Source organism: Peptoniphilus sp. SGI.035 (assembly GCF_050315115.1).
In the GTDB taxonomy this organism is placed as follows: Bacteria; Bacillota; Clostridia; order Tissierellales; family Peptoniphilaceae; genus Peptoniphilus_A.
Genome location: NZ_JBNPOJ010000009.1, coordinates 1 through 23,043 on the forward strand (window position 1 = coordinate 1; position 23,043 = coordinate 23,043).

At 31.8% G+C, this 23,043-nt stretch carries 21 protein-coding genes; 18 read left to right on the forward strand and 3 right to left on the reverse strand.

Going from position 1 to position 23,043, the window contains the following annotated elements:
- Positions 1-95 precede the first annotated feature (95 nt).
- Together megL and ACQRC6_RS05635 are read right to left on the reverse strand one after the other, a co-directional pair.
- The gene (megL, locus tag ACQRC6_RS05630) at positions 96-1,298 is read right to left on the reverse strand and encodes a methionine gamma-lyase (protein ID WP_427848092.1); all 1,203 of its coding nucleotides are present in this window, start codon (positions 1,296-1,298) and stop codon (positions 96-98) included.
- A gap of 61 nt (positions 1,299-1,359) precedes the next feature.
- Entirely contained in the window at positions 1,360-2,745 is a 1,386-nt protein-coding gene (locus ACQRC6_RS05635) for a Na+/H+ antiporter NhaC family protein (RefSeq protein ID WP_427848093.1), read from the reverse strand.
- Between the two features lie 439 nt (positions 2,746-3,184).
- Between ACQRC6_RS05635 and ACQRC6_RS05640 the strand changes: the two genes are divergently transcribed.
- The 7 genes from ACQRC6_RS05640 (at position 3,185) to ACQRC6_RS05670 (ending at position 10,551) form a co-directional block, all read left to right on the forward strand.
- A complete protein-coding gene (locus ACQRC6_RS05640) occupies positions 3,185-3,331 on the forward strand; it encodes a CD1871A family CXXC motif-containing protein (protein WP_427848094.1) in 147 nt (48 codons plus the stop codon).
- A complete protein-coding gene (locus tag ACQRC6_RS05645) occupies positions 3,324-4,205 on the forward strand; it encodes a 4Fe-4S binding protein (protein ID WP_427848095.1) in 882 nt (293 codons plus the stop codon). The genes ACQRC6_RS05640 and ACQRC6_RS05645 overlap by 8 nt, the downstream gene beginning before the upstream one ends.
- Positions 4,206-4,637: 432 nt before the next feature.
- On the forward strand, positions 4,638-6,245 hold the full coding sequence (hcp, locus tag ACQRC6_RS05650) for a hydroxylamine reductase (protein WP_427848139.1): 1,608 nt from the start codon (positions 4,638-4,640) through the stop codon (positions 6,243-6,245).
- A gap of 315 nt (positions 6,246-6,560) precedes the next feature.
- Positions 6,561-7,565, forward strand: coding sequence for a methionine ABC transporter ATP-binding protein (locus tag ACQRC6_RS05655; protein ID WP_427848096.1), 1,005 nt, complete (start codon positions 6,561-6,563; stop codon positions 7,563-7,565).
- Positions 7,566-8,216 (forward strand): methionine ABC transporter permease, encoded by a 651-nt coding sequence (locus ACQRC6_RS05660; RefSeq protein WP_427848097.1) that lies wholly within the window; start codon positions 7,566-7,568, stop codon positions 8,214-8,216. It begins immediately after the preceding gene.
- A gap of 56 nt (positions 8,217-8,272) precedes the next feature.
- Positions 8,273-9,127, forward strand: a complete 855-nt coding sequence (locus tag ACQRC6_RS05665) for a MetQ/NlpA family ABC transporter substrate-binding protein (protein WP_427848098.1) — start codon at positions 8,273-8,275, stop codon at positions 9,125-9,127.
- Positions 9,128-9,291: 164 nt separating this feature from the next.
- The gene (locus ACQRC6_RS05670; protein ID WP_427848099.1) at positions 9,292-10,551 is read left to right on the forward strand and encodes a S1C family serine protease; all 1,260 of its coding nucleotides are present in this window, start codon (positions 9,292-9,294) and stop codon (positions 10,549-10,551) included.
- Between the two features lie 32 nt (positions 10,552-10,583).
- Here ACQRC6_RS05670 and ACQRC6_RS05675 read toward each other — a convergent pair whose 3' ends face one another.
- Positions 10,584-11,552 (reverse strand): LysR family transcriptional regulator, encoded by a 969-nt coding sequence (locus ACQRC6_RS05675; protein WP_427848100.1) that lies wholly within the window; start codon positions 11,550-11,552, stop codon positions 10,584-10,586.
- 665 nt (positions 11,553-12,217) lie between these two features.
- Here ACQRC6_RS05675 and ACQRC6_RS05680 point away from each other — a divergent pair.
- The 11 genes from ACQRC6_RS05680 (at position 12,218) to ACQRC6_RS05730 (ending at position 22,901) form a co-directional block, all read left to right on the forward strand.
- Complete coding sequence (locus tag ACQRC6_RS05680; RefSeq protein ID WP_427848101.1) at positions 12,218-14,068, forward strand: LTA synthase family protein; 1,851 nt, start codon at positions 12,218-12,220, stop codon at positions 14,066-14,068.
- Between the two features lie 7 nt (positions 14,069-14,075).
- Positions 14,076-15,272 (forward strand): M20 family metallopeptidase, encoded by a 1,197-nt coding sequence (locus ACQRC6_RS05685; protein WP_427848102.1) that lies wholly within the window; start codon positions 14,076-14,078, stop codon positions 15,270-15,272.
- A 55-nt stretch (positions 15,273-15,327) separates the two neighbouring features.
- Positions 15,328-16,383 carry an L-threonylcarbamoyladenylate synthase gene (locus tag ACQRC6_RS05690; RefSeq protein WP_427848103.1) on the forward strand — a complete coding sequence of 352 codons (1,056 nt, stop codon included), beginning with the start codon at positions 15,328-15,330 and terminating at the stop codon, positions 16,381-16,383.
- Positions 16,384-16,391: 8 nt separating this feature from the next.
- The gene (gene rpiB / locus ACQRC6_RS05695) at positions 16,392-16,823 is read left to right on the forward strand and encodes a ribose 5-phosphate isomerase B (protein WP_427848104.1); all 432 of its coding nucleotides are present in this window, start codon (positions 16,392-16,394) and stop codon (positions 16,821-16,823) included.
- Between the two features lies 1 nt (position 16,824).
- Entirely contained in the window at positions 16,825-17,451 is a 627-nt protein-coding gene (upp, locus tag ACQRC6_RS05700; protein WP_427848105.1) for a uracil phosphoribosyltransferase, read from the forward strand.
- Positions 17,452-17,460: 9 nt separating this feature from the next.
- The gene (locus ACQRC6_RS05705) at positions 17,461-18,489 is read left to right on the forward strand and encodes a glycosyltransferase family 4 protein (protein WP_427848106.1); all 1,029 of its coding nucleotides are present in this window, start codon (positions 17,461-17,463) and stop codon (positions 18,487-18,489) included.
- Positions 18,490-19,593: a non-hydrolyzing UDP-N-acetylglucosamine 2-epimerase gene (gene wecB, locus ACQRC6_RS05710; RefSeq protein ID WP_427848107.1), complete on the forward strand. Its 1,104-nt coding sequence runs from the start codon at positions 18,490-18,492 to the stop codon at positions 19,591-19,593. It abuts the gene before it with no gap.
- A 68-nt stretch (positions 19,594-19,661) separates the two neighbouring features.
- A complete protein-coding gene (locus ACQRC6_RS05715) occupies positions 19,662-20,075 on the forward strand; it encodes a MaoC family dehydratase (protein WP_427848108.1) in 414 nt (137 codons plus the stop codon).
- 13 nt (positions 20,076-20,088) lie between these two features.
- Positions 20,089-21,276, forward strand: a complete 1,188-nt coding sequence (locus ACQRC6_RS05720) for an acetyl-CoA C-acetyltransferase (RefSeq protein ID WP_427848109.1) — start codon at positions 20,089-20,091, stop codon at positions 21,274-21,276.
- Between the two features lies 1 nt (position 21,277).
- The gene (locus ACQRC6_RS05725) at positions 21,278-22,054 is read left to right on the forward strand and encodes an enoyl-CoA hydratase-related protein (protein ID WP_427848110.1); all 777 of its coding nucleotides are present in this window, start codon (positions 21,278-21,280) and stop codon (positions 22,052-22,054) included.
- A gap of 10 nt (positions 22,055-22,064) precedes the next feature.
- A complete protein-coding gene (locus ACQRC6_RS05730; RefSeq protein ID WP_427848111.1) occupies positions 22,065-22,901 on the forward strand; it encodes a 3-hydroxybutyryl-CoA dehydrogenase in 837 nt (278 codons plus the stop codon).
- Positions 22,902-23,043: the final 142 nt, after the last annotated feature.

The following is a 23,043-nucleotide window of genomic DNA, read 5'->3' on the forward strand; positions in this document are numbered from 1 at the left end:
AAATATTTAATAAAAAAGTGATGAGCAGAATAGAATTATCTATTCTGCAACACCACCTTATTTTTAATTTCTCAATAGATTTTTATAATAAAATTTTAGATTTGGTCTAGTGCTTGTTTTAAGTCTTCTATTATGTCGTCTGCATTTTCAAGACCAACAGAAAGTCTAATTAGGCCTTCAGAGATTCCAGCAGCAGCTCTTTCTTCTGCTGTGTAAGGAGAGTGAGTCATTGAAGCAGGGTGTTGGATAAGCGTTTCTGCATCGCCAAGTGATACTGCCAATGTACAAAGTTTAACACTATTCATAAGCTTTGCGCCAGCTTCTTTTCCACCTTCGATTTCAAAAGCGATCATTGCGCCAGGAAGTGCCATTTGTTTTTTAGCTATATCATAATATTTGAAGGATTTAAGTCCTGGATATTGAATGCTTTTAACTTTTGGATTTTTTTCCAAGAATTCTGCAACCTTCATTGCGTTTGAACAGTGTTTATCCATTCTAACTTGTAGTGTTTTCATTCCTCTTAGAATTAGATATGCATTAAATGGTGCAAGTACAGCCCCTGTACAGTCTTTAATACCAACTAGTCTAACTTGGTCTATGAGTTTTTTTCTACCAATTGCAAAGCCAGCAATAACGTCGCCGTGACCGTTTAAATATTTAGTTGCAGAGTGAACTACAATATCGGCTCCCAGTGTAAGTGGTCTTTGAATATAAGGTGTACAATAAGTGTTGTCTACGATTACTAGACAGTCTTTATTCTTTTCATGAACTCTTTTAGAAACTTCTTCTATATCACATATATCCATATTAGGATTTGCTGGAGTTTCTAAGTAAATAATTTTTGTGTTCTCTTTCATTGCGTTTAAGATATTGTCGACATCTGTAATGTCTACAAAATCTACTTCAACGCCCATTTTTGATACTGAGTGTTCTAAAAATGCGAAAGTACATCCATAAAGTGTTTTTGCAGCTATCATGTGATCGCCACATTTAATGAATGGCCAAATTGATGAAGTAATTGCTCCCATTCCTGATGCAGCTGAAACACAAGCTTCACCTTCTTCTAAAAGAGCAACTTTTTCTTCTACCTGTGCATTAGTTGGATTTCCAAGTCTTGAATAAATGTAGCCATCTTCTTCTAGTGCAAATCTTCTTCCACCTTGCTCTGCATTGTCAAAGATAAATGTAGATGTTTGATAGATTGGAGTTGCTAGTGCACCATATTTATTTTTTTCATATCCGCCATGAATTGCTTTAGTTTCAAAATGCATTTTTTTAAGTTCATCTTTACTATTCATAATTTTCTCCTTTTTAAATAAATCAAAATTAAATTTTTTTAATAAAATTACTTTCTTACAATTATTTTGTGTTTACATTATTTTTAGTTAATGGTACGTCATTTTCAAAATCCCATTTATCTTTAGGATCTGCAAATCTAATAAAGATTGAAAGAATTGCAAAAATAGCAAGTAGTGCTTGATACCATAGGAATGGAACTATTTGAATAGGGGATACAGCTAGTGCACCAAGTTCTTTAGTAAGTCCAGCTGCGATTAAAATTTGTGCACCATAAGGAATTATACCTTGCATTACGCAAGAGAATGTATCTAGGAATGAAGCAGATCTTCTTGGGTCAACTTTAAAGTCCTTTGAAATTTCTTTTGCAACAGGGCCGTCAATAATAATTGCAACAGTGTTGTTTGCAGTTGCAGCATCTGTTAATAGAGTTAAAAGAGCAATTGAAATTTCAGCGGATTTAACATCTTTTGCGAAGCTCCTAATTTTTTCAACTAGCCATTCAATACCACCATTACTAGAAACCATATAGGAAAGACCTCCAGTTAAAAGTGATAATAGAAAAATTTCAAACATTCCACTAAATCCTTCGAAAATTTTTTGAGCGAAGGTCATCATAGTTAGTCCACCAGTGAATATTCCAATAATTCCTGATAGAACAATACCGCTAGTTAATACTAAAAATACATTCATTCCAGCAAGAGCTGAGATTAACACGAAAAGATAAGGTACTATTAAAATAAATTTATAACTCAAATCATCAAGAACTACTTCGCCTTCAGGCTTCCCTACAATTAATAAAATTACAAAAGTAATTATAGCTGCAGGTATGGCAATTTTAATATTTGCTCTAAATTTGTCTCTCATTCCTACGTTTTGAGTCCTTGTTGCTGCAATTGTTGTATCAGAAATAACTGATAGATTATCGCCAAACATTGCTCCTCCTACAAGTGATCCAAGAACAAGTGTAAGAGGAAGATTTCCTTTTGTAGCAACGCCAACAGCAATAGGTCCAACTGCTGAAATAGTTCCTACGGAAGTTCCTGTAGAGATGGAAATAAAACAGCTGATTAAAAATATTCCAGCTGTAATATATTGAACAGGGATTAAAGAAAGTGCAAAGTTTACAACAGAATCAACTCCACCAGATGATTTTGAAACTGTTGCAAATGCTCCAGCTAATATGTAGATAAGACACATTATTATTATGTTTTCGTCTCCACAACCGTGAACAAAATCGTTAAATTTGTCATCAATTGTGCCTTTAAACATAATAAAAGCCAAAATAATAGCTGGCAAAATACATACCGGTGCTGCTACTTGGTAAAACGCCATTTCTATTCCCATTGAGTTTAAAATTATTCCAGTAGCAAGATATACAAGCACAAAAACTATAAAAGGAAGAAGTGCTGCACCATTCGCCTTAGGTTTTAAATTTTTGTTTTCCATAAAAGCCTCCTTAAAACAAACAAAAATAAAACAAAGAGATTTTTCCTAAAAATTTAATTGATTATCAACCTCCCTAATAAAAATTTGTAAATGACTAATAATAGCGTTTTCAAAAAAATGGCGCAAATATGGTAAAAGAAAATTTTGATTTTCTTCAGCTCAATTATACTTCTTTTTATAAGCTTTGTGAAGATTTTTAATACTAAATTATTAATTAATTATAAAATTAAATCAAGAAAAACAATAACGATTTCATACTAATAAGATATACTAATTTTAATTTATTGAATAAATTGATTATTATATATTTTTAAAATCTTCTTTGGTCATTTCAAAGAATAAAAATGTTATTGATTTATTATTAAAAAATTTTTATAAAAATAAATTTTTACTAACATTTTTAACATTATTAATGTATACTATAAAACGAGGTGAATATATGAAAGGTATTATGAATAGAAAATTTTCATACTTAATGTTGATTTTGTCCATTGCTTTTATTTTTTTGGGAGCTTACAGGTCAGAAGTTGATACTGTGCTTTCAAAGGCTATTAGGATATGTTTGGAGTGTGTTGGAATTGGATAAGCTGAGTAATTTTTTTGGGAAATTAAGAAATAAAAGAAATTTCGTGCAGGGTTCTTTTGCTCTCATTACAAACATACATATTCCTAATTTTTTTAAGGGAAATATATATACAGGAAAGTTAAAGAGTGCTTGTGTGCCAGGACTTAATTGTTACTCTTGTCCAGGAGCTACTTTAGCTTGTCCAATTGGTTCTTTTCAAGCAGTAGTTGGGTCTTCCAAATTTAATTTTGCCTACTATGTAACAGGATTAATGTTATTATTTGGAACTATATTTGGTAGATTAATTTGTGGATTTTTGTGTCCCTTTGGGTTTTTTCAAGATCTTATTCATAAGATTCCATCGAAAAAATTTAGCACTAGAAGATTTAGTTTTTTAAAGTATATTAAGTATTTTATTTTGGTATTTGTAGTTTGGCTATTTGGAGTATTTTTGACTGATAAATTAGGTACAGCCTCTCCATATTTTTGCAAATACATTTGTCCTCAGGGAATACTTGAAGGAGGAATTCCTCTTTCACTGGCAAACAAAAGTATTAGGGCTGCACTTGGCAATTTATTTTTGTTAAAGTCAGTTATTCTTGGAACAATAATAATAGTTTCGATATTTTTTTACAGACCTTTTTGTAAATATTTATGTCCACTGGGTGCATTTTACGCATTAACTAATAAATTTTCTTTTTATCAATATCATGTTAATGACAATTGTATTTCTTGCGGAAAATGTAAAAGAATTTGTAAAATGGATGTAGATATGTCAAAGAATCAAAGGGCTTTAGAATGTATAAGATGCGGAGAGTGTATAAAGGCGTGCCCAACATCTGCGATTTCTACATCCTTTACAAATAATAATTTAGAAGAAGCAAGATATGAATAAAATTAAAAGGTTGTAAATTTGCATTTTTATTTTGTTGATTTTGAGAAAAATCTTGTTAATAATTTATTTATTGATTGAAGAGGCGAAAATTTATAGACAAAATAATGTTGGAAACAAAAGATTATCTATTATTGGATATACAAAAAATTGATAAAGCGATTTTTAAATATTGAAAACAATACACTTTATCAATTCATAAGCATCATTAATACAAATATAGAGAGACTCATGCACGCATGGGTCTAATTTTTTTAGAAAAAAGTTGAGGATTTAAAATATCAAGTATGCACTTAAAAATTTTCCAGTAATTTTTAAAATATTATAAATAATTGTTGCATATGCAACAGTAATCCTATTGTTATAATACTAAAATGTTTATAGAAAGTTATTTGATATTTGATTTTGCTAATGAATAGGAGGAAGAATATGAATATGTTTTGTTTTCAATGTCAAGAGACATTTAAAAATAGCGGTTGTGTAAATATTGGAGTATGTGGAAAGACATCTGAAGTTGCAAATTTGCAAGATTTTTTGATTTGGATTTCAAAGGGTCTATCTGAAATTGCAGTTAAAAGGGAAAATAAAGAAAGTGAAGTTGTTGATAGGATTATTATAAATTTATTTACAACTATTACTAATGCAAATTTTGACAATGCTGCAATAAAAGAAAGAATAGTCAAAACAGTTGAGCTCATGAATTCTTTAAGAGAAGATAAAGATTATAGCGAAGCAGCAATGTGGTCTTCAGTAGATTTTTCAGAAATCAGTAAAAAAATAAATTCTCACGAAGTTTCGGTTTTAAGCGAAAAAAATGAAGACATAAGAAGTTTAAAGGAACTTATAACTTATGGATTAAAGGGGATGGCTGCCTACACAAGACACGCAAAGGTCCTTGGATATGAAAATGAAAAGGTAAATAATTTTATTTTAAAGGCAATGGCAGAACTATTAAAAGAAAAAACCATTGATGAATTAATTTCACTAACACTTGAAACTGGATCTATGGGATATGAGGCTATGGCAACACTTGATTCTGCCAATACTAAAACTTATGGAAATCCTGAAATTTCTAAAGTTAATATTGGAACGAGAAAAAATCCTGGAATTTTAGTTTCAGGTCATGACTTAAAGGATTTTGAAATGCTTTTAGAGCAAGCAAAGGATTCTGGAGTTGACATTTATACTCACTCTGAAATGTTGCCTGCAAATTATTATCCAAAGTTTAAAAAATATGAAAACTTCGTTGGTAATTATGGAAATGCGTGGTGGAAACAAAGAGAAGAGTTTGAATCCTTTAATGGACCAATCCTCATGACTACAAATTGTATAGTTCCGCCAAAGGATTCTTACAAAGATAAATTATTTACTACTGGGGCAGCAGGTTATCCTGGATGTGAATATATTGAAGAAGATAAAGAGGGACACAAAGATTTTTCAAAAATTATTGAAATGGCAAAAAAATGTGATTCACCAGAAGAAATTGAAAAAGGAAGTATTGTTGGAGGTTTTGCACATAGTCAAGTTATAGAACTTGCTGATAAAGTTATTGAAAATGTAAAAAATGGCAATATCAAAAAATTTATTGTCATGGCAGGCTGTGACGGGCGAATGTCCAATAGAAATTATTATACAGAGTTTGCAAAAAATCTTCCTGATTCAACTATTATTTTAACTGCGGGATGTGCAAAATATAGATATAACAAGTTAAATTTAGGTGATATTAATGGAATTCCAAGAGTTTTAGATGCAGGTCAATGTAATGACTCTTATTCACTTATTCAAATAGCTCTTGCTCTTGTTGATGCCTTTGGAGTAGAAAGTGTAAACGACCTTCCTATTGTATATAATATTGCTTGGTACGAACAAAAAGCTGTAATAGTTTTGCTTGCACTTTTATCTCTAGGAGTAAAAAACATTCACCTTGGACCAACTCTTCCAGCCTTCCTTTCAGCAAATGTTGTGAAAGTTTTAGTTGATAATTTTGGAATTTCTGGAATTACAAACGTAGAAGATGATTTAAAAACTCTTGTAACAAATTAAAAAAATAGTTGACTTTTAATTTAATTGTTAATATAATAATAAACAATTCATAAATAAACTTTTTGAGAAGAAGAGTACCTTAAAATTTTGAGTAAAGAGAGCTTCGTTGTGGTGAAAGAAGTGGATGAGTTTTTAGGGAACATGGCCTTTTCTAGGAAATACTGATATTAGGTATTTACGGGACTTCCCGTTATAGAAGTAGAGTATGATTGTACTTGAAGAGGTTGCTTTCGCGAGAAAGTGATAAATTAAGGTGGTAACACGAGCTTTCGTCCTTATGGGGCGGAAGCTTTTTTTATTTGTAATGGAGGAAAAATGATAGAAGTAAAAAACTTGGTTAAAGAATTTAAAACTGAGGATGGAACTTTTAGAGCTTTAGATGATGTTTCTTTCAAAGTAAATAGAGGAGAAATCTTTGGAGTGATTGGTCTTTCTGGTGCAGGAAAATCCACTCTCGTTAGATGCATCAATAGGTTGGAGGAACCTACAAGTGGAGAAATTTTAGTGGATGGTAAGTCTATTATTAATTTAGACGAGAAAGAACTTAGGATTGCAAGAAAAGATATGGGAATGATTTTCCAATATTTTAATCTTTTTATGCAAAAGACTGTTGCTGAGAATATTGCTTATCCTTTAGAGATTTCTAGTATGAATAAAAGTGAAATTGAAAAGAGAGTAGATGAACTTTTGAATTTTATTGACTTAAAGGAAAAGAAAAACTCCTATCCATCAGAATTATCAGGAGGACAAAAACAAAGAGTTGCAATAGCAAGAGCCATTGCTACAAATCCTTCTATTTTACTTTCAGATGAAGGAACATCAGCGCTTGACCCAGCAAACACAGAATCTGTTTTAAATCTTTTGAAAAAAATTGTAAAAGAATTCAACATGACAATAGTTATGATCACTCACCAAATGGAAGTGGCAAAGGAAATTTGCGACAGAATAGCAGTAATGCAAAATGGAAAAATAATAGAAGAAAATGAAACTAAGGAACTTTTTAGAAATCCAAAATCTTCTGTTACAAGGTCCTTTATAAAAAACTTGGAAGATGAAGTTGAAGAAGGTTATGTAAATAGCGCTGACTATAAGGGAGATGTTTTGAGACTTTCCTATGCAGATGATAATTATGACAAACCAATTCTTTCAAAATGCGTAAAGAAATTTGATGTGGATGTTTCAATTCTTTCGGGAAATATAAATAAGTTGAATATTTCAAGTGTTGGTTATCTTACAGTTCAAATTCTTGGAAAAGAAGAAGAGAGAATTAAAGCCATTGAATATTTAAAGGAAAATAATGTAAATGTGGAGGTGCTTTAGATGGATAGAATAATCGATATAGTTTTGCCGGCAATTCCACAGACTTTTGTAATGGTAATAGCATCTACAATTATTGCTCTTGCAATAGGAATTCCACTGGGAATAATTTTGACTACTACAAGACCAGGTGGTCTAACTGAATCAACAAAAATTTATTCGGCATTAGATGGGATAATAAATGTTCTTAGGTCCTTTCCTTTCGTAATCTTAATGATAGTTGTATTTCCTCTATCTAGGCTTATAGTTGGAAAATCCTATGGAACAGCAGCAATGATAATTCCACTTTCACTTTCAGCTGCACCCTTTGTGGCAAGGTTAATGGAAGGATATTTTATACAAGTGGATCAAGGTGTAATTGAAGCAGCCAAATCTATGGGCTCAACTAAGAGAGAAATTATTTTTAAAGTTTTAATACCAGAAGCAATGCCAATGATTGTTGCTGGAATAACTATGACAGTTATTAATGTAATAGGTTATTCAGCAATGGCTGGTGTCATGGGTGGTGGCGGACTAGGAGATATTGCCAACAGATATGGCTACCAAAGAAATGAGCCGTTAATACTTTGGTCAGCAGTAATCGTAATAATAATTCTCGTACAAATTGTACAATTTATTGGAAATAAAATAGCGGATAAAATTGATAAAAGATAGGTGTTTATTCTAATTTTTTAGAATTAATATAAATAAAAATAAAAGGAGAGAAAAAAATGAAAAAAATTATTGTAGCACTTTCACTAGTGCTTGCTCTAACACTTACAGCTTGTGGTGGAGCAAAAAAGGAAAACACAAAGGCAGAAGGCAACAAGGCTGTTGCAGAAGAAACAAAGGATGGAGATAACAAAATCGTAATCGGTGTTTCACCAACACCTCATGGCGAAATTATCGAGGGATTAAAGGATGAATTTAAGAAACAAGGACTTGATGTTGAAGTTGTAAATTTTGACGATTATGTTCAACCAAACCTACAACTTGAAGCGGGAGATCTTGATGCAAACTTCTTCCAACACAAACCATACCTTGATAGTTTTGTAGAAGAAAGAGGAATCAAAAATCTTGCTGTACTTGGATATGTTCATATCGAACCAATGGCTTTATATTCAGAAAAATATAAATCAGTGGACGAAATCAAGGATGGATCAGAAATTATTATACCTAATGACCCAAGCAATGGAGCAAGAGCATTAATACTTCTTGAAGATGCTGGTCTTATTAAATTAAAAGACAAGACAAATCTTAATTCAACAGAAAAAGATATTGCAGAAAATCCAAAGAATTTAAAATTTACAGCAATGGATGCACCTTCAATTGTACAAGTTTATAAGGATGCTGGAGCGGCAGTTATAAATTCAAACTTTGCAATTGGAAAGGGTCTTGACCCAACTAAAGATTCAATTTTCTTAGAATCAAAGGATTCACCTTATGCAAATTTAGTGGCAATTAGAAAAGAAGATGCTGAAAAAGAAAAATTCAAAAAATTAATTGAAGTTTTAAATTCTGATGCAGCAAAGAAATTAATTGAAGAAAAATTCAAAGGAGCAGTTATCCCTGCTTTTGGAAAATAATTTAAAAAATATTTTAGAGACCTCGAAAGGTCTCTTTTTAATTATTAGTATGAAAATTGTACAAAATTTTTAAGGTTGTTTAATTTTTCAAAAACCTTTGATAATAAAATCATTTATTTTTCACATAATCATTCTAATATATATAAAAAAGTAAGGGGGAAAATATGGATAACAATAGAAACGAAAAAAATAAAGGTATGGGAAAAATAATTGTTATAATAGCTTTAGTTTTTTCACTAATTGGTGGAATAATTGGTTCGGCAATTACAACTTATAAAATATTGCCTAATGTGAATTCATCTACATCAAATGAAGGAAATTCTAATATAACAATTTCTGCGAAGGATAATGTTAGCGTTGCATCTGCTGTTGCAAAAAAATCAATGTCATCAGTTGTAGGAATTACAACAAAGGGAGTACAACAATCATTCTTTGGTCAAGTTGAAATTCAAGGTGTGGGCTCAGGTGTAATAGTACATCCAAAGGGATACATCCTTACAAATGCCCATGTTGTAAAATTAAACAACAAAGTAGTAGACGATGTAACAGTTAGACTTAACAATGAAAAAGACATTCAAGGAAAAACTATTTGGGCAGATGAGAATGTGGATCTTGCCATTGTAAAAGTTAATACTAAGGAAAAATTAAATGTAGCAACCCTTGGGGATTCTGATAAGCTTTCCATTGGAGATGTAGCAATTGCAATTGGAAATCCAATTTCATTGCAATTTTCACAAACTGTAACTCAAGGAATAATCTCTGGACTTGACAGATATGTTGGTGCAGTAAGTGGTGGAGGATATATGACAGGACTTATCCAAACCGATGCCTCAATTAACGGCGGAAATTCTGGTGGTCCACTTTTAAATGCAGAGGGTGAAGTCATAGGAATAAACACTGTAAAAGTTCAATCAGCAGAGGGACTTGGATTTTCAATTCCAATTAATTTTATAAAACCAATTGTAAAACAAGTCATAGAAACTGGAAGCTACAAAGAAATGTCAATGGGAATGCTTACAATGAACTTAAATGTTGCAGCACAAGTATTTAATGGAAAAACTGATGTAGAAAAAGGAATTTTTGTATACAAAGTTTATGAAGGATCACCTGCAGCTAAAGCTGGACTTGAAGCTGGAGATATTATTACTAAAATTGGAAAGGACGAAGTAAATGACAACAATGCCTTAAAGTCAATTTTGTACAAATATCAAGAAGGAGATAGTGCTGAAGTTAGCTATGTAAGAAAGGGAAAGGCACAAACTACGGAAGTTAAATTTTCTAATTATTCAATAGAAAATGATAAGGAAGCACAAAAGGATATTAAAGCTCAAGAAGAAGCAAGAGCTAAAGAATATCAACAAAGGCAACAAGAACAACAAGATTTATTTAATAGATTTAGACAAGAATTTGAAAATGGATTTTAAATAAAAAAGGTGGGTGAAGTTTTATACTTCACCTACTTTTTTGAGATTTTTTCTAATTTTTCTGAATTAATTGAATCAAAGTATTCTTCCAAAAGTTCTACAAATCTTTTTGCATATTTTGTAATATATCTATTTTTATTTTTTATTGCATAGATGCCAAGAGTTACAGGTTTATTTTTTGAGTAAAGTGGAAAAATATTAATATCGTCATCAAATTCGTGCATCCATCTTTTTATATTCATTTGAGAAATAAATACTGCAGCAAGAGCTTTATTGCAAATGGCAAGGGCTATTCGTGAATAGGCAGTCTCTATGTAGTCAATTGGTCTAACACCTGCATCTTTAAAACTTTTATTGATCAAAGATCTTATTCTATTGTCTTGAGTGTAAAGTAGGAAGGGAACTTTTTCAAAATCTTTTAAATTAATTCTTTCAAAGGATTTTTCCTTTAAAGATTCTAAGTCTTGGACATATTTTTTTAAAAGCCTGTCACTAACGCACAAGTACAATTTTTCATCTAAGAGAAGGCGAGATTTTAAATTTTCATTTTTATAATTTTCGTCAATGCTTATAGCAATATCTATTTTATTTTCCACGCACATTTCTTCAAGTTCGTGAGATTGCTTTTCGTGAAGCACTAGACCAACTTTTGGAAATTCTTCAGTAAATTTTTCTATAATTGATGGAATAAAAATATCAGCTCTAGGAGAAGATGCACCTATTATTAATTTGCCAATATCTTCACTTTCCATATCTCTAATTTTATTTATCATGTCAGCTTCAGCTGTAAGAAGTTTTTCTGCATACCTTAAATATTCTTCGCCAATGGGAGTGAGCATAAGCTTTGGCTTCCTAAAAAATAATTTTGTTCCATAATAATCTTCAAGCCTTTTTATGTGATTAGACAAAGTTTGTTGTGATATATAAAGTTTGTCGCCAGTTTCATTCATGTTTAGAGTTTTAGCGAGCTCTGTAAAATAGTAAATACTTTCGAAATTCATGTTTTCTCCAATCAAATAATTTTTGTTATTAATACAAATTTTTATTAATTTATTTTATAATAGTTTTATTATATACTATGTACAAGATAATTGTGAAATATTTTATTAAGAATCCCTTATAGTTTACCAGCTTTTTCCTTAATATCACAATTACCGGAATCCCCTTGCACCCACCTCCTTGGGTGCATTTTTTAGTGCAAAATTTTTATAATTAAGAGTTGGGATAATTTTAAAAATAAAAACAATAATTTTATGACTTTTATGGATTTTAAAGCATTAAAATTTTTAAATAAATTCTCGTAAAATAAAAAATGATAAAAACTATCAAAAAGACTTTACAAATTAACAAAAACATAATATAATAAAGACAGTTAATGATAGTTAATGTCATTTAACAAAATACTTTGATTTTGGGACACCCCATAACTCCTAAGATTAATAATAAGTTATACCAATCTTCACTCTGTAAAGAGAAACTAAGGCTGCTTCGGCAGCCTTTTTAATTTTAAATAAAATTTATTAAAAAAGTGGTTAGTAAATTAAAATTGATAAAAATAACTTGGTGTAAAAAATTTTAATAAAAGTATATAAGATTATAAAGAGTTTACAAAAATTTACAAAAACTTTACAATATATTATATAATAATGCACTGGAAGGTGATTTTTTGTTTAATAAAGAAAAAAATAGTGAGGCTAGAAGCTTTAATATTATAGATATAGTAAGCCAAATTTTATTTTCTTTGGTAATAACTCTTGCAATGCTACTTCTTGCCCCAAGTGATACAGGAATTATTGAAAAAATATTAAGAAGTCCCATTGTATTAATTTTAAATTTTATTCCCATTTTTCTAACAGGAATTTTATTTCAAGGAATTTTTGGGAGGCGAAGATTTGCACTAATTTTTAATACGATCTTTTATTTAATATTATTTACAGTACATAGGACAAAGGTATTTTATAGAAGTGCACCCTTTAGAATATCTGATATTGGATTATCTTTGGAAGCTTTTAAAATGTCACAAAATTCCTTTCATCCTGATGTTACTTCCATAGTAATTTTTGTAATATTTCTTGTTTTTGCAATTTTTATTTCACGTTTTTTTAAGAGTGAAAAGTTAAATGTAAAGGACAGATTATTATCAATTCTTTCTATGTTAATTGTATCCGCTTTATTATTTAATTTTATTTACTCAAAGGATGCAATATACAATAGTTTACCACTTATTGGAAATGAATATAATTTAATAGATCACTTTAACTCCAAGGGTTTTAATTTTGCCTTTATATTTAATCTAAAAAAATCTTTTGTAAGAGCGCCAGAGGGCTATAATAAAAAAGAAACAGAAAAAATAGACAGAGTTGACCATGGAGAAGAAATTTCTGTAATAAAAAATAATCCGCGTCCAAATATTATTTGGATAATGGGGGAAGCCTTTACTGATCTTTCGGAAAATCCAAAATTTCATTTCTCTAAGGAGAATGATCCAAACTATAATTTTAAAAAATTAAAGAAGAACTCTGTGATGCATGGTAGAATTGTAACTCCTTCCTTCGGCGGAGGAACGGGAGATACTGAATTTGATGTGCTAACAGGTGCACTTACTATTGACTGTGCACCTGATGAAAGTTTTGCCTTTAACGCAATAAAAAGAGACGTTTCATCACTTCCAAGTCTTTTAGATACAATAGGATATAAGACTATGGCATTCCATCCAGGATATGCATGGTTTTATGGAAGGCAAAATGTATATCCAAAATTATGTTTTAAGGATAATTATTTTTTAGAAAATATAGAAAATCCTGAAATAAAAGGTGGATATGTTTCAGAAAGACAATTTTCAGAAATATATAGAAATAGATTTTTAGAAGCTGTAAATAATTCTGATGAGCCAATTTTTAGCTATGGATTAGATATTCAAAACCATGGACCATATTTTTACGATAAATATGGAAAAAACTTGCCTTACGAATGTGATGCTACTTTATCAGATGATGCTGCAAATAATTTTGGATCTTATTTTCTTGGAATAAAGGATATGGACATAATGCTTGGCGAAGTTTATGACATGATGATGAGTTTAGAAGAACCAACTATTATGGTATTTTACGGCGACCACTTGCCTGGACTTGGAAATGACCCAAGCGCTTTTGATGAAATTGGGATAAAATTGTCCAACGATGATTTGGAAAAGGAAATTGAATTTTATTCAACACCCTATGTAATAGTTGCAAATGAAAGTGGAAAAGCATTTTTAAATAGAGAAAATGTTGAAGTAAAAGATGGAAACGCAATTTCTGCCAATTATCTTTCTTCAATTGTTCTTGATATGTTAAACTACAATAAAGTGGATAATTTCTTTATATACAATTCGGAACTTAGGAAAAAACTTCCAATTATTTCTAGAAATTTTATATTTGACGGAATTAATACTTATCCTAGAAAAGATGTAAAAGGTGAAGCAAAAGAGCTATACGAAAATTATAAAAAGTACGAATATTATAGAATAAATGAGTAGGTGAATTATGGATATATTAAAAAAAGTTGAAGAAATTTCAGGAGAACTAGATGAACTTAGAAAATTTATTTATGAAAATCCAGAACTTGGATTTGAAGAATATAAATCTTCAAAGGCACACATTGATTTATTAAAAAAACATGGCTTTGAAATAGAATGTCCCTACATGGGATGTGAAACTTCTTTTAAGGCTGTTTATGACTCAAAAAAAGAGGGCAGGACAGTTTCCTATTTATCAGAATACGATGCACTTCCAGGGATTGGTCATGGATGTGGTCATAATATTTTAGGTGCAACTGCAACTGGAGCAGGCATTGTCCTTTCTAAACTAATCGACGAAATTGGCGGAAGGGTAATAGTTTTTGGAACTGCAGCAGAAGAAGTTGGAGGAACAAAAATTGAAATTGCAAATTCAGATGAATTAAAGGATGTAGATGTTGCAATTGAAATGCATCCAGCCTCCTATAATTCACTTACGCCAAATTCACTTGCACTTTCAACAAGAAGATTTGAATTTTTTGGCAAAACTTCTCACGCATCAGATGCACCTGAAAAGGGAATCAACGCACTAGACGCACAAATAGTCTTATTTTCTGCAATAAATGCTCTAAGACAAGAGACTAAAGATGGCACGAGAATCCACGGGATAATAAAAGATGGTGGCAAAGCTGCAAATATTATTCCAGATTACACGGACTCAAGATTTTACGCAAGAAGTCCAGAGAAAAAAGATTTATTAGAAATTTTAGAAAAATTAGAAAATTGTGCAAAGGCAGCAGCTCTTGCTACAGGTTGTGAAGTTAAAATTTCTGAATATGAAAAGGGAAATGACAATACAGTTAGGAATAATGCCTTTAACGCAGTTTTAAAAGAAAAACTAGAAAAATATCTCGACGAAGAGATAAAGGATATTGAACTCAACAAGGGTTCTACTGACGCAGGAAATTTTTCTCACGAAGTGCCAACTATTCACGGATATTTTAAAATTGCAGATGAAAGTGTAAATGGACATACAGTGGAACTTAGAGAGGCAACTATGACAGATTATGCCTTTAGCCAAATGAAGAAAGTAATTGCTGCAATAGTTGAAGTTGGAATTACAATTTTAACTGATGATGAAGTTTTTGAAAAAATAATTAAAGAGTTCGAAGAAAATGTTAAAAATGGAAAAATTATCCCACACAGAAAATTAAATAAGGATTAAGTATTAAAAAACACTTCTATTCTTGGTATAATGTTAACAATAGAGGTGTTTTTTTTTGAAAACAGATATTATTAAATTTAAAGGAAATGCAAAAGATAAAATTTATCTTAAGAAAATCAGTGAAACTTTAAGTGATGGAGGTCTTGTTGTCTTTCCAACAGAAACAGTTTATGGACTTGGAGGAAATGGACTTAACAAGAGATCTTGTAAAAAAATATACGAAGCAAAGGGCAGACCTAGCGACAATCCACTAATACTTCACATTGCAGAAAATTCACAACTTGAGGAATTAGTTTCAGAAATTCCCGATGTTGCAAAAAAATGCATTGAAAAATTTTGGCCAGGACCTCTTACTATTATTTTTAAGAGATCTGAGATTATACCAAATGAAGCAACTGGTGGACTTGAAACTGTTGCAATAAGAGAGCCAAATAATAAGATAGCCCACGATATTTTAAAATCAGTAAGCTTTCCAGTGGCAGCTCCTTCTGCAAATTTATCTGGTAGACCATCTCCAACTAAAGTGGAGCACGTTATAGAAGATTTAGAAGGTCGAGTAGATATAATAGTAGATGGTGGTCATTCTGTGGTTGGAATTGAATCTACTGTGCTTGATGTAACAGTTGATCCGCCAATGATTTTAAGACCAGGGAAAATTACTCTAGAAGATTTAAGAGAAATCGATAAAAACATTGCAATAGATAGTGCCACAATTGATTCAAAAAGTGGGGAAATTCCAAAATCTCCGGGACAAAAATATAGACATTATGCACCAAGGGCAGAGGCAATTTGTTTTGGTGGAAGACTAGATAAAGTTGTAAATGAAATTAAAAAAAATATTAGCGAAAATAAGGGCAAAAAGATTGCAGTTCTTGCAACTGATGAAACTTATGACCAGTACAAAAATTTAGATATAAAACTTTTAATAAACCTTGGCTCAAGAGAACATCTTGAAGAAGTTGCATCAAATCTATTTGACGCATTGAGAAGATGTGATGAAGAAAATGTAGACATAATTTTTGCAGAGGGCTTTGAACTAAGGGGAATTGGTCTTAGTATTATGAATAGACTTTTAAAAGCTTGCAGTGGAAAAGTCGTCATGAGAATTTAGGAGATAAAATGAAAATAGCAATTGGTTCTGATCACGCAGGATTTTATTTAAAAAAAGATGTAATAAAATACTTAGAAGAAAAAAACATTGAAGTAAAAGATATAGGACCCTTCGACGATAGTCGTGTGGATTATCCAGATTATGGACACGCAGTTGGACACGCAGTTATAGATAATAAAATGGATTTTGGAATTGTTATTTGCGGTTCAGGAATTGGAATTTCAATTGCTGCTAATAAAGTTAAGGGAATAAGAGCTGCACTTTGCTCTGAACCCTATTCTGCTAAACTTGCAAGACGACACAATAATGCAAATGTACTTGCAATGGGTGCAAGATTAATTGGCCACGATATGGCAATAGAAATAGTAGAAGCTTTTTTAAATGAAAAATTTGAAGGCGGAAGACATATTAAAAGAGTAAATAAAATTGAGGAGGAATAATATGGGATACACAATAATAAAACATCCACTTATTGATCACAAGATGACAATAATTAGAAGAAAAGAAACAAGTTCCATGGAATTTAGACAAATTGTAAATGAAATAGCAACATTAATGGGCTATGAAGTTACAAGAGATTTGGAAACAGAAGATATTGAAATTGAAACTCCTATTGGAAAAGCTATTGGAAAAAGAATTTCCGGTAAAAAAATTGGAATAGTGCCTATTTTAAGAGCAGGCCTTGGTATGGTGGAAGGACTTCTTACAATAATACCAGCAGCAAGAGTTGGTCACATTGGAATGTACAGAGATCCAGAAACTTTAAAGCCAGTTACTTATTATTCAAAATTACCTAAAGATGTAGCATCAAGACAAATGATTATTGTGGACCCAATGCTTGCAACAGGTGGATCACTTATTGAAGCCATTGACGAATTAAAAAGAAATGGTGCAAAAAATATTAAATCAATAAATTTATTAGCTGCACCAGAAGGATTAAAGGCAGTGCAAGAAGCTCATCCAGATGTAGATATTTATATTGCTGCACTAGATGAAAAATTAAATGAGGATAAATATATCGTACCTGGACTTGGAGATGCAGGAGATAGGTTATTTGGAACGAAGTAAGAGGTAAATATGTATAATTATTTAGTTCCTTTTTTTGCAGCTTTTATTTTGACTTTTGTACAAATGCCCTTTGTCATAAAGCTTGCAAAAAAGAAGGGATTTTTAGATGTGCCAAAGGATACAAGAAGAGTTCATAAAAAACCAATTCCAGTAGGTGGCGGTATTGCAATGGTAATAAGTGTAACTATTTTAATGCTTGTTTTTTTACCTATCAATAAGACACTTATCTGTACAATAATAAGTTCTCTTGTAATTGCATTTTCTGGACTATATGACGACAAATATGACCTCAGTCCAAAATTAAAATTTGGTTTTCAGATTATTGCAGCCATAATTCTTATAGCAGGTGGCATGAAAATAGAGTTTTTCACAAATCCCTTTAATTATGAGGATGCACTACTTATTTTAAATATGCTTTCCATACCGGTTACAATTTTTTGGGTGTGTGGAATTACAAATACAATAAATTTAATAGATGGATTAGATGGACTTGCATCAGGAGTATCAATGATATGTGCCATTTCAATGTTTTTTATAACATATCAAATGAAAAGATTTGATGTTAGCTTAGTATGTGCCCTTGTAGCAGGTGCTTGTCTTGGATTCTTGCCCTTTAACTTTAATCCTGCAAAAATATTTATGGGAGATACGGGAGCTTTGTATCTTGGATTTATGCTTTCATATATAAGTATTTCAGGATTTTTGAAACAAGCGGCAATACTTATGATTTTTGTTCCAGTATTAATTTTAGGCGTGCCAGTATTTGACACAGCCTTTGCTATGTTAAGACGTAAACTTTCTGGGAAGTCAATAGTTCAAGCTGACAAGGGACATCTTCATCACAGGCTTTTGAAGTTAGGATTAAATCAAAGACAAACAGTTGTGATTTTATATTCAATATCAGCAATATTTGGAATACTAGCAAATGTAATTTCAAAGTTCCATTCATCAATTGCACTTATTATTTCAATAGCAGTTATTTTAATAATACTTTTAACAGGAATAGCTGCTGGAATGTTAAAAAATAAGGAGGAATAAATGAAGGTATTATTTGTATTTGGTACAAGACCTGAAGGCATTAAGATGGCTCCAATAATAAAAGAGATTGAAAAAAGACATAATATCGAAAGCTACACTTGTGTAACAGGTCAACATAGAGAAATGCTAGACCAAGTGCTAGAAATTTTTGATATAAAGCCGGATTACGATTTAAATATTTTTAAAAAAGGTCAGTCTCTTACAGATGTTACTACAAAAACACTTTTGGGAATTGAAGACATTTTAGAAGAATTAAAGCCAGATATCCTTTTGGTGCAGGGAGATACTACGACAGTATTTGCTGCAGCACTTGCCGCCTTCTATAAGAAAATAAAAATAGGACATGTAGAAGCTGGACTAAGGTCAGGAAACTTGTACTCACCTTATCCTGAAGAAGCAAATAGAAAACTCACTGGGGTACTCGCTAATTATCATTTTGCGCCAACAGAATCAAATCGAGAAAATCTTTTGAGAGAAGGCTATGATGACAAAAATATTTTTATTACTGGAAATACTGTAATTGATGCATTGAAGTATTCTGTTAAAGAAGATTTTGTATTTGACGATGAAATTTTGAATAATTTAGATTATAATAAAGAAGTAGTACTACTTACTGCGCATAGGAGAGAAAATTGGGGAGAGCCAATGGAAAATATTTTTTCTGCAATTAGGAGAGTAGTTATTGAAAGAGAAAATATTGAAATTGTATTTCCAATTCACTTAAATCCAATTGTGAGGAGTACTGCAAAAAAATATTTTTCTGATTTAGACAGAGTTCATCTTATTGCACCACTTTCCTATATGCCTTTTTCAAACCTAATGGCAAGGGTAAAATTTGTAGTTACAGATTCTGGTGGAGTGCAAGAAGAAGCCCCAGCTCTCGGCAAACCTGTTTTAGTTCTTAGAAATGAGACTGAAAGAATGGAAGGAGTAGAAGCAAAGACAGCTAAACTTGTGGGGACAAATTCACAAGATGTTTACAACAGTATAATTGATTTATTAGATAATAAAAAATTATACGAAGAAATGGCGAAAGCTATAAATCCTTATGGAGATGGTCATGCGGCAAAAAAAATCGTTGATATTTTAGAAAATATGAATTAATTTTATAATATTAATTATTCTTTTTAAATTATGGGTATAATTCAATAAAGTTTGAGGAGGTAAATCACATGGGAAAAACTATTAAAGAAATTAAAATCGGAGATACTGCTGAATTTTCTAAGACAATTTCCGAGTCGGATGTATATCTTTACGCTGGCATAACTGGCGATTTGAATCCTGCCCATATAAACGAAGTTGAAGCTGGAAAGGGGAATTTTAAAACTAGAATTGCACATGGAATGCTAACAGCAGGACTTGTTTCTGCAGTTCTTGGAATGAAACTTCCTGGTCCAGGTACTATTTACATGGGTCAAGAAATGAAATTTACTAAACCTGTTTATTTCGGGGATACAATTACAGCTAAAGTTGAAGTAATTGAGATAATTAAAGAAAAAATATTAAAGCTCAAGACAACTTGCACAAATCAAAAGGGAGAAATTGTTTTAGACGGTGTGGCTACTGTATTGCCACCACGCGACTAATGAGGAGGAAAAAATGGAAGATAGAATTGTTATAGCATCAGCTGCAAGAACAGCTGTAGGAAGTTTTGGCGGTCAATTTAAGACTGTTTCAGCAGTAGAACTTGGAATAGTAGCAGCAAAGGAAGCGCTTAAAAGAGCAAATGTAAAAGCTGACATGGTTGATGAAGCTTACATTGGTAATGTTCTTCAAGCAGCTCAAGGACAAAATGTTGCAAGACAAGTTGTTCTAGGAACAGGAATTGACATTAAAACTCCAGCAGTTACTATTAATATGGTATGTGGATCTGGGCTTCGTGCAGTAAGTTTAGCTGCTCAAGTTATTAAAGCTGGAGATGCTGAAATTGTACTTGCAGGTGGTACTGAATCAATGTCAATGGCACCATACGCTCTTACTAATGAAAGATGGGGAGCAAGAATGGGAGACAAAAAAGTTGTTGACACAATGATTAAAGACGGTCTTTGGGATGTTTTCAACGATTATCACATGGGTATTACAGCTGAAAATGTAGCTGAAAAATATGGCATTACTAGAGAAATGCAAGATGAGCTTGCTGTAAGATCTCAAAATAATGCAGAAAGAGCAAGAAGAGAAGGAAGATTTAAAGACGAAATTGTTCCTGTAGAAGTTAAAGACAGAAAAGGCAATGTAACAATTGTTGATACTGATGAACACATTAGAGAAGGAGTAACTTTAGAGAGTCTTGCAAAATTAAAACCAGCTTTCAAAAAGGATGGTGGTACAGTTACAGCAGGTAATGCATCTGGAATTAACGATGGAGCAGCAATGCTTGTAATAATGAAAGAATCAAAGGCAAAGGAACTTGGTGTAGAACCTCTTGCATATGTTATTTCTTACGCATCAGCAGGTGTTGACCCTAAGATTATGGGTACTGGACCTATTCCATCATCAACTAAAGCTCTTAAAATTGCAGGACTTAAAGCTGATGACCTTGACCTAATTGAAGCTAATGAAGCTTTTGCAGCTCAAGCTTGTGCAGTTAACCAAGTTATGAAATTTGATATTAATAAAGTAAATGTAAATGGCGGAGCAATTGCACTTGGTCACCCTATTGGAGCAAGTGGAGCTAGAATTTTAACTACACTTTTATTTGAAATGCAAAAGAGAGATGCTAAAAAAGGTTTAGCAACACTTTGCATCGGCGGAGGAATGGGAACAGCTCTTATTGTCGGAAGGGACTAATATGGACTATAAATTTTTAATTGTAGAAAAAAAAGATCATGGTATCCTTCTCTTAACACTTAATAGAGAAAAAAGCCTTAATGCTTTAAACTCTGAAATGTTAAGGGAACTCCATAAATTTTTTGCACGCATAGAAGACGACGTGAGATGTATCATTGTAACAGGTGCAGGAAAATCATTTGTAGCTGGCGCCGATATAGGTGAAATGGCTAATTTTACCGCAAGTGAAGCTTATGATTTTGCAAAACTCGGAATGGATACATTTATGGAAATAGAAAAATGTAGAGTTCCAGTAATAGCAGCTGTAAATGGATTTGCACTAGGTGGCGGATGTGAAATTTCTATTGCTTGTGATATTAGACTTGCATCTACAAAAGCAAAGTTTGGTCAACCTGAAGTTGGTCTTGGAATCACACCAGGATTTGGTGGAACACAAAGACTTTCTAGGACAATTGGACCTGGTTATGCAAAGGAATTGATCTATACAGCAGAAACTATTGATGCTAAAAAAGCTTTAGAAATTGGACTTGTAAATGGCGTTTACGAACCAGATGAATTAATCGACAAAGCTATTGAAATGGCAGAAAAAATTGCAAAGAATGCACCAAAGGCGGTAGAATATTCTAAACAGTCAATAGTAAATGGATCTCAAACAGATATCGACACAGCAATGCAAATTGAAAAAACTCACTTTGGACTATGTTTTGCAACTAATGACCAAAAAGAAGGCATGAAGGCATTTTTAAATAAGGGAAAAACTGAATTTAAAGGAAAATAAGGTGAATAAAATGAAAATAGCAGTAGTAGGATCAGGGACTATGGGAGCAGGAATTGCTCAAGTACTTGCACCATATCACGAAGTAATTGTTCGAGATATTGCACCAGAAGCTCTTGAAAAGGCTATGGAAAAAATCAAAAAGGGTTACGAAAAAAATGTTTCTAAAGAAAGAATGACTAAGGAAGAGATGGAAACTGCTCTTTCTAATCTAACTACATCATCTGATATTAAAGATGTAGCAGATTGTGATCTTATAATAGAAGCAGCAACTGAAAATCCTAAGATTAAAAAAGCAATTTTCACAGAACTTTGTGAAATTTGTGAAGAAAAGACAGTTCTTGCATCCAATACATCATCTCTTTCAATAACTGACATTGGGGCAGCTACTAAAAGACCTGAAAAAGTTATTGGTATGCACTTCTTTAACCCAGTTCCAGCAATGAAACTAGTAGAAGTTATTTCTGGAAAGAAAACTGATCCAAAAGTTAAAGATATGATTATCGAACTTTCAAAAGAAATTGGCAAAACTCCAGTAGAAGTTGAGGAAGCTCCAGGATTTGTTGTAAATAGAATTTTAATTCCTATGATTAACGAAGCAATTGGAATTTACGCTGAAGGAATTGCATCAGTAGAAGATATTGACACAGCAATGAAACTTGGCGCAAATCATCCAATGGGACCTTTAGCTCTTGGAGATTTAGTAGGACTTGATGTAGTACTTGCAATTATGGAAGTTCTTAACACTGAATTTGCCGATCCTAAATACAGACCACATCCACTTCTTAAGAAAATGGTTAGAGCAGGACTTCTTGGAAGAAAAACAGGCGAAGGATTTTACAAATATTAATTTAAAGAGATTAAGGGAAGGCAAGAGCCTTCTCTTTTTTGTGCTAAATTTAAGCCTATACTTTACTTTTATAATATTTTAAATAAATATTATAAACATCTTTTAATTTCACTAAATTTGTAGTAGAATATAGATATCAAAT

Coding starts and splice junctions, on each gene's coding strand:
- megL (WP_427848092.1), bottom strand. CDS start 1,298: ATGAATAGTAAAGATGAACTTAAAAAAATGCATTTTGAAACTAAAGCA.
- ACQRC6_RS05635 (WP_427848093.1), bottom strand. CDS start 2,745: ATGGAAAACAAAAATTTAAAACCTAAGGCGAATGGTGCAGCACTTCTT.
- ACQRC6_RS05640 (WP_427848094.1), top strand. CDS start 3,185: ATGAAAGGTATTATGAATAGAAAATTTTCATACTTAATGTTGATTTTG.
- hcp (WP_427848139.1), top strand. CDS start 4,638: ATGTTTTGTTTTCAATGTCAAGAGACATTTAAAAATAGCGGTTGTGTA.
- ACQRC6_RS05655 (WP_427848096.1), top strand. CDS start 6,561: ATGATAGAAGTAAAAAACTTGGTTAAAGAATTTAAAACTGAGGATGGA.
- ACQRC6_RS05660 (WP_427848097.1), top strand. CDS start 7,566: ATGGATAGAATAATCGATATAGTTTTGCCGGCAATTCCACAGACTTTT.
- ACQRC6_RS05665 (WP_427848098.1), top strand. CDS start 8,273: ATGAAAAAAATTATTGTAGCACTTTCACTAGTGCTTGCTCTAACACTT.
- ACQRC6_RS05670 (WP_427848099.1), top strand. CDS start 9,292: ATGGATAACAATAGAAACGAAAAAAATAAAGGTATGGGAAAAATAATT.
- ACQRC6_RS05675 (WP_427848100.1), bottom strand. CDS start 11,552: ATGAATTTCGAAAGTATTTACTATTTTACAGAGCTCGCTAAAACTCTA.
- ACQRC6_RS05685 (WP_427848102.1), top strand. CDS start 14,076: ATGGATATATTAAAAAAAGTTGAAGAAATTTCAGGAGAACTAGATGAA.
- rpiB (WP_427848104.1), top strand. CDS start 16,392: ATGAAAATAGCAATTGGTTCTGATCACGCAGGATTTTATTTAAAAAAA.
- upp (WP_427848105.1), top strand. CDS start 16,825: ATGGGATACACAATAATAAAACATCCACTTATTGATCACAAGATGACA.
- ACQRC6_RS05705 (WP_427848106.1), top strand. CDS start 17,461: ATGTATAATTATTTAGTTCCTTTTTTTGCAGCTTTTATTTTGACTTTT.
- wecB (WP_427848107.1), top strand. CDS start 18,490: ATGAAGGTATTATTTGTATTTGGTACAAGACCTGAAGGCATTAAGATG.
- ACQRC6_RS05715 (WP_427848108.1), top strand. CDS start 19,662: ATGGGAAAAACTATTAAAGAAATTAAAATCGGAGATACTGCTGAATTT.
- ACQRC6_RS05720 (WP_427848109.1), top strand. CDS start 20,089: ATGGAAGATAGAATTGTTATAGCATCAGCTGCAAGAACAGCTGTAGGA.
- ACQRC6_RS05725 (WP_427848110.1), top strand. CDS start 21,278: ATGGACTATAAATTTTTAATTGTAGAAAAAAAAGATCATGGTATCCTT.
- ACQRC6_RS05730 (WP_427848111.1), top strand. CDS start 22,065: ATGAAAATAGCAGTAGTAGGATCAGGGACTATGGGAGCAGGAATTGCT.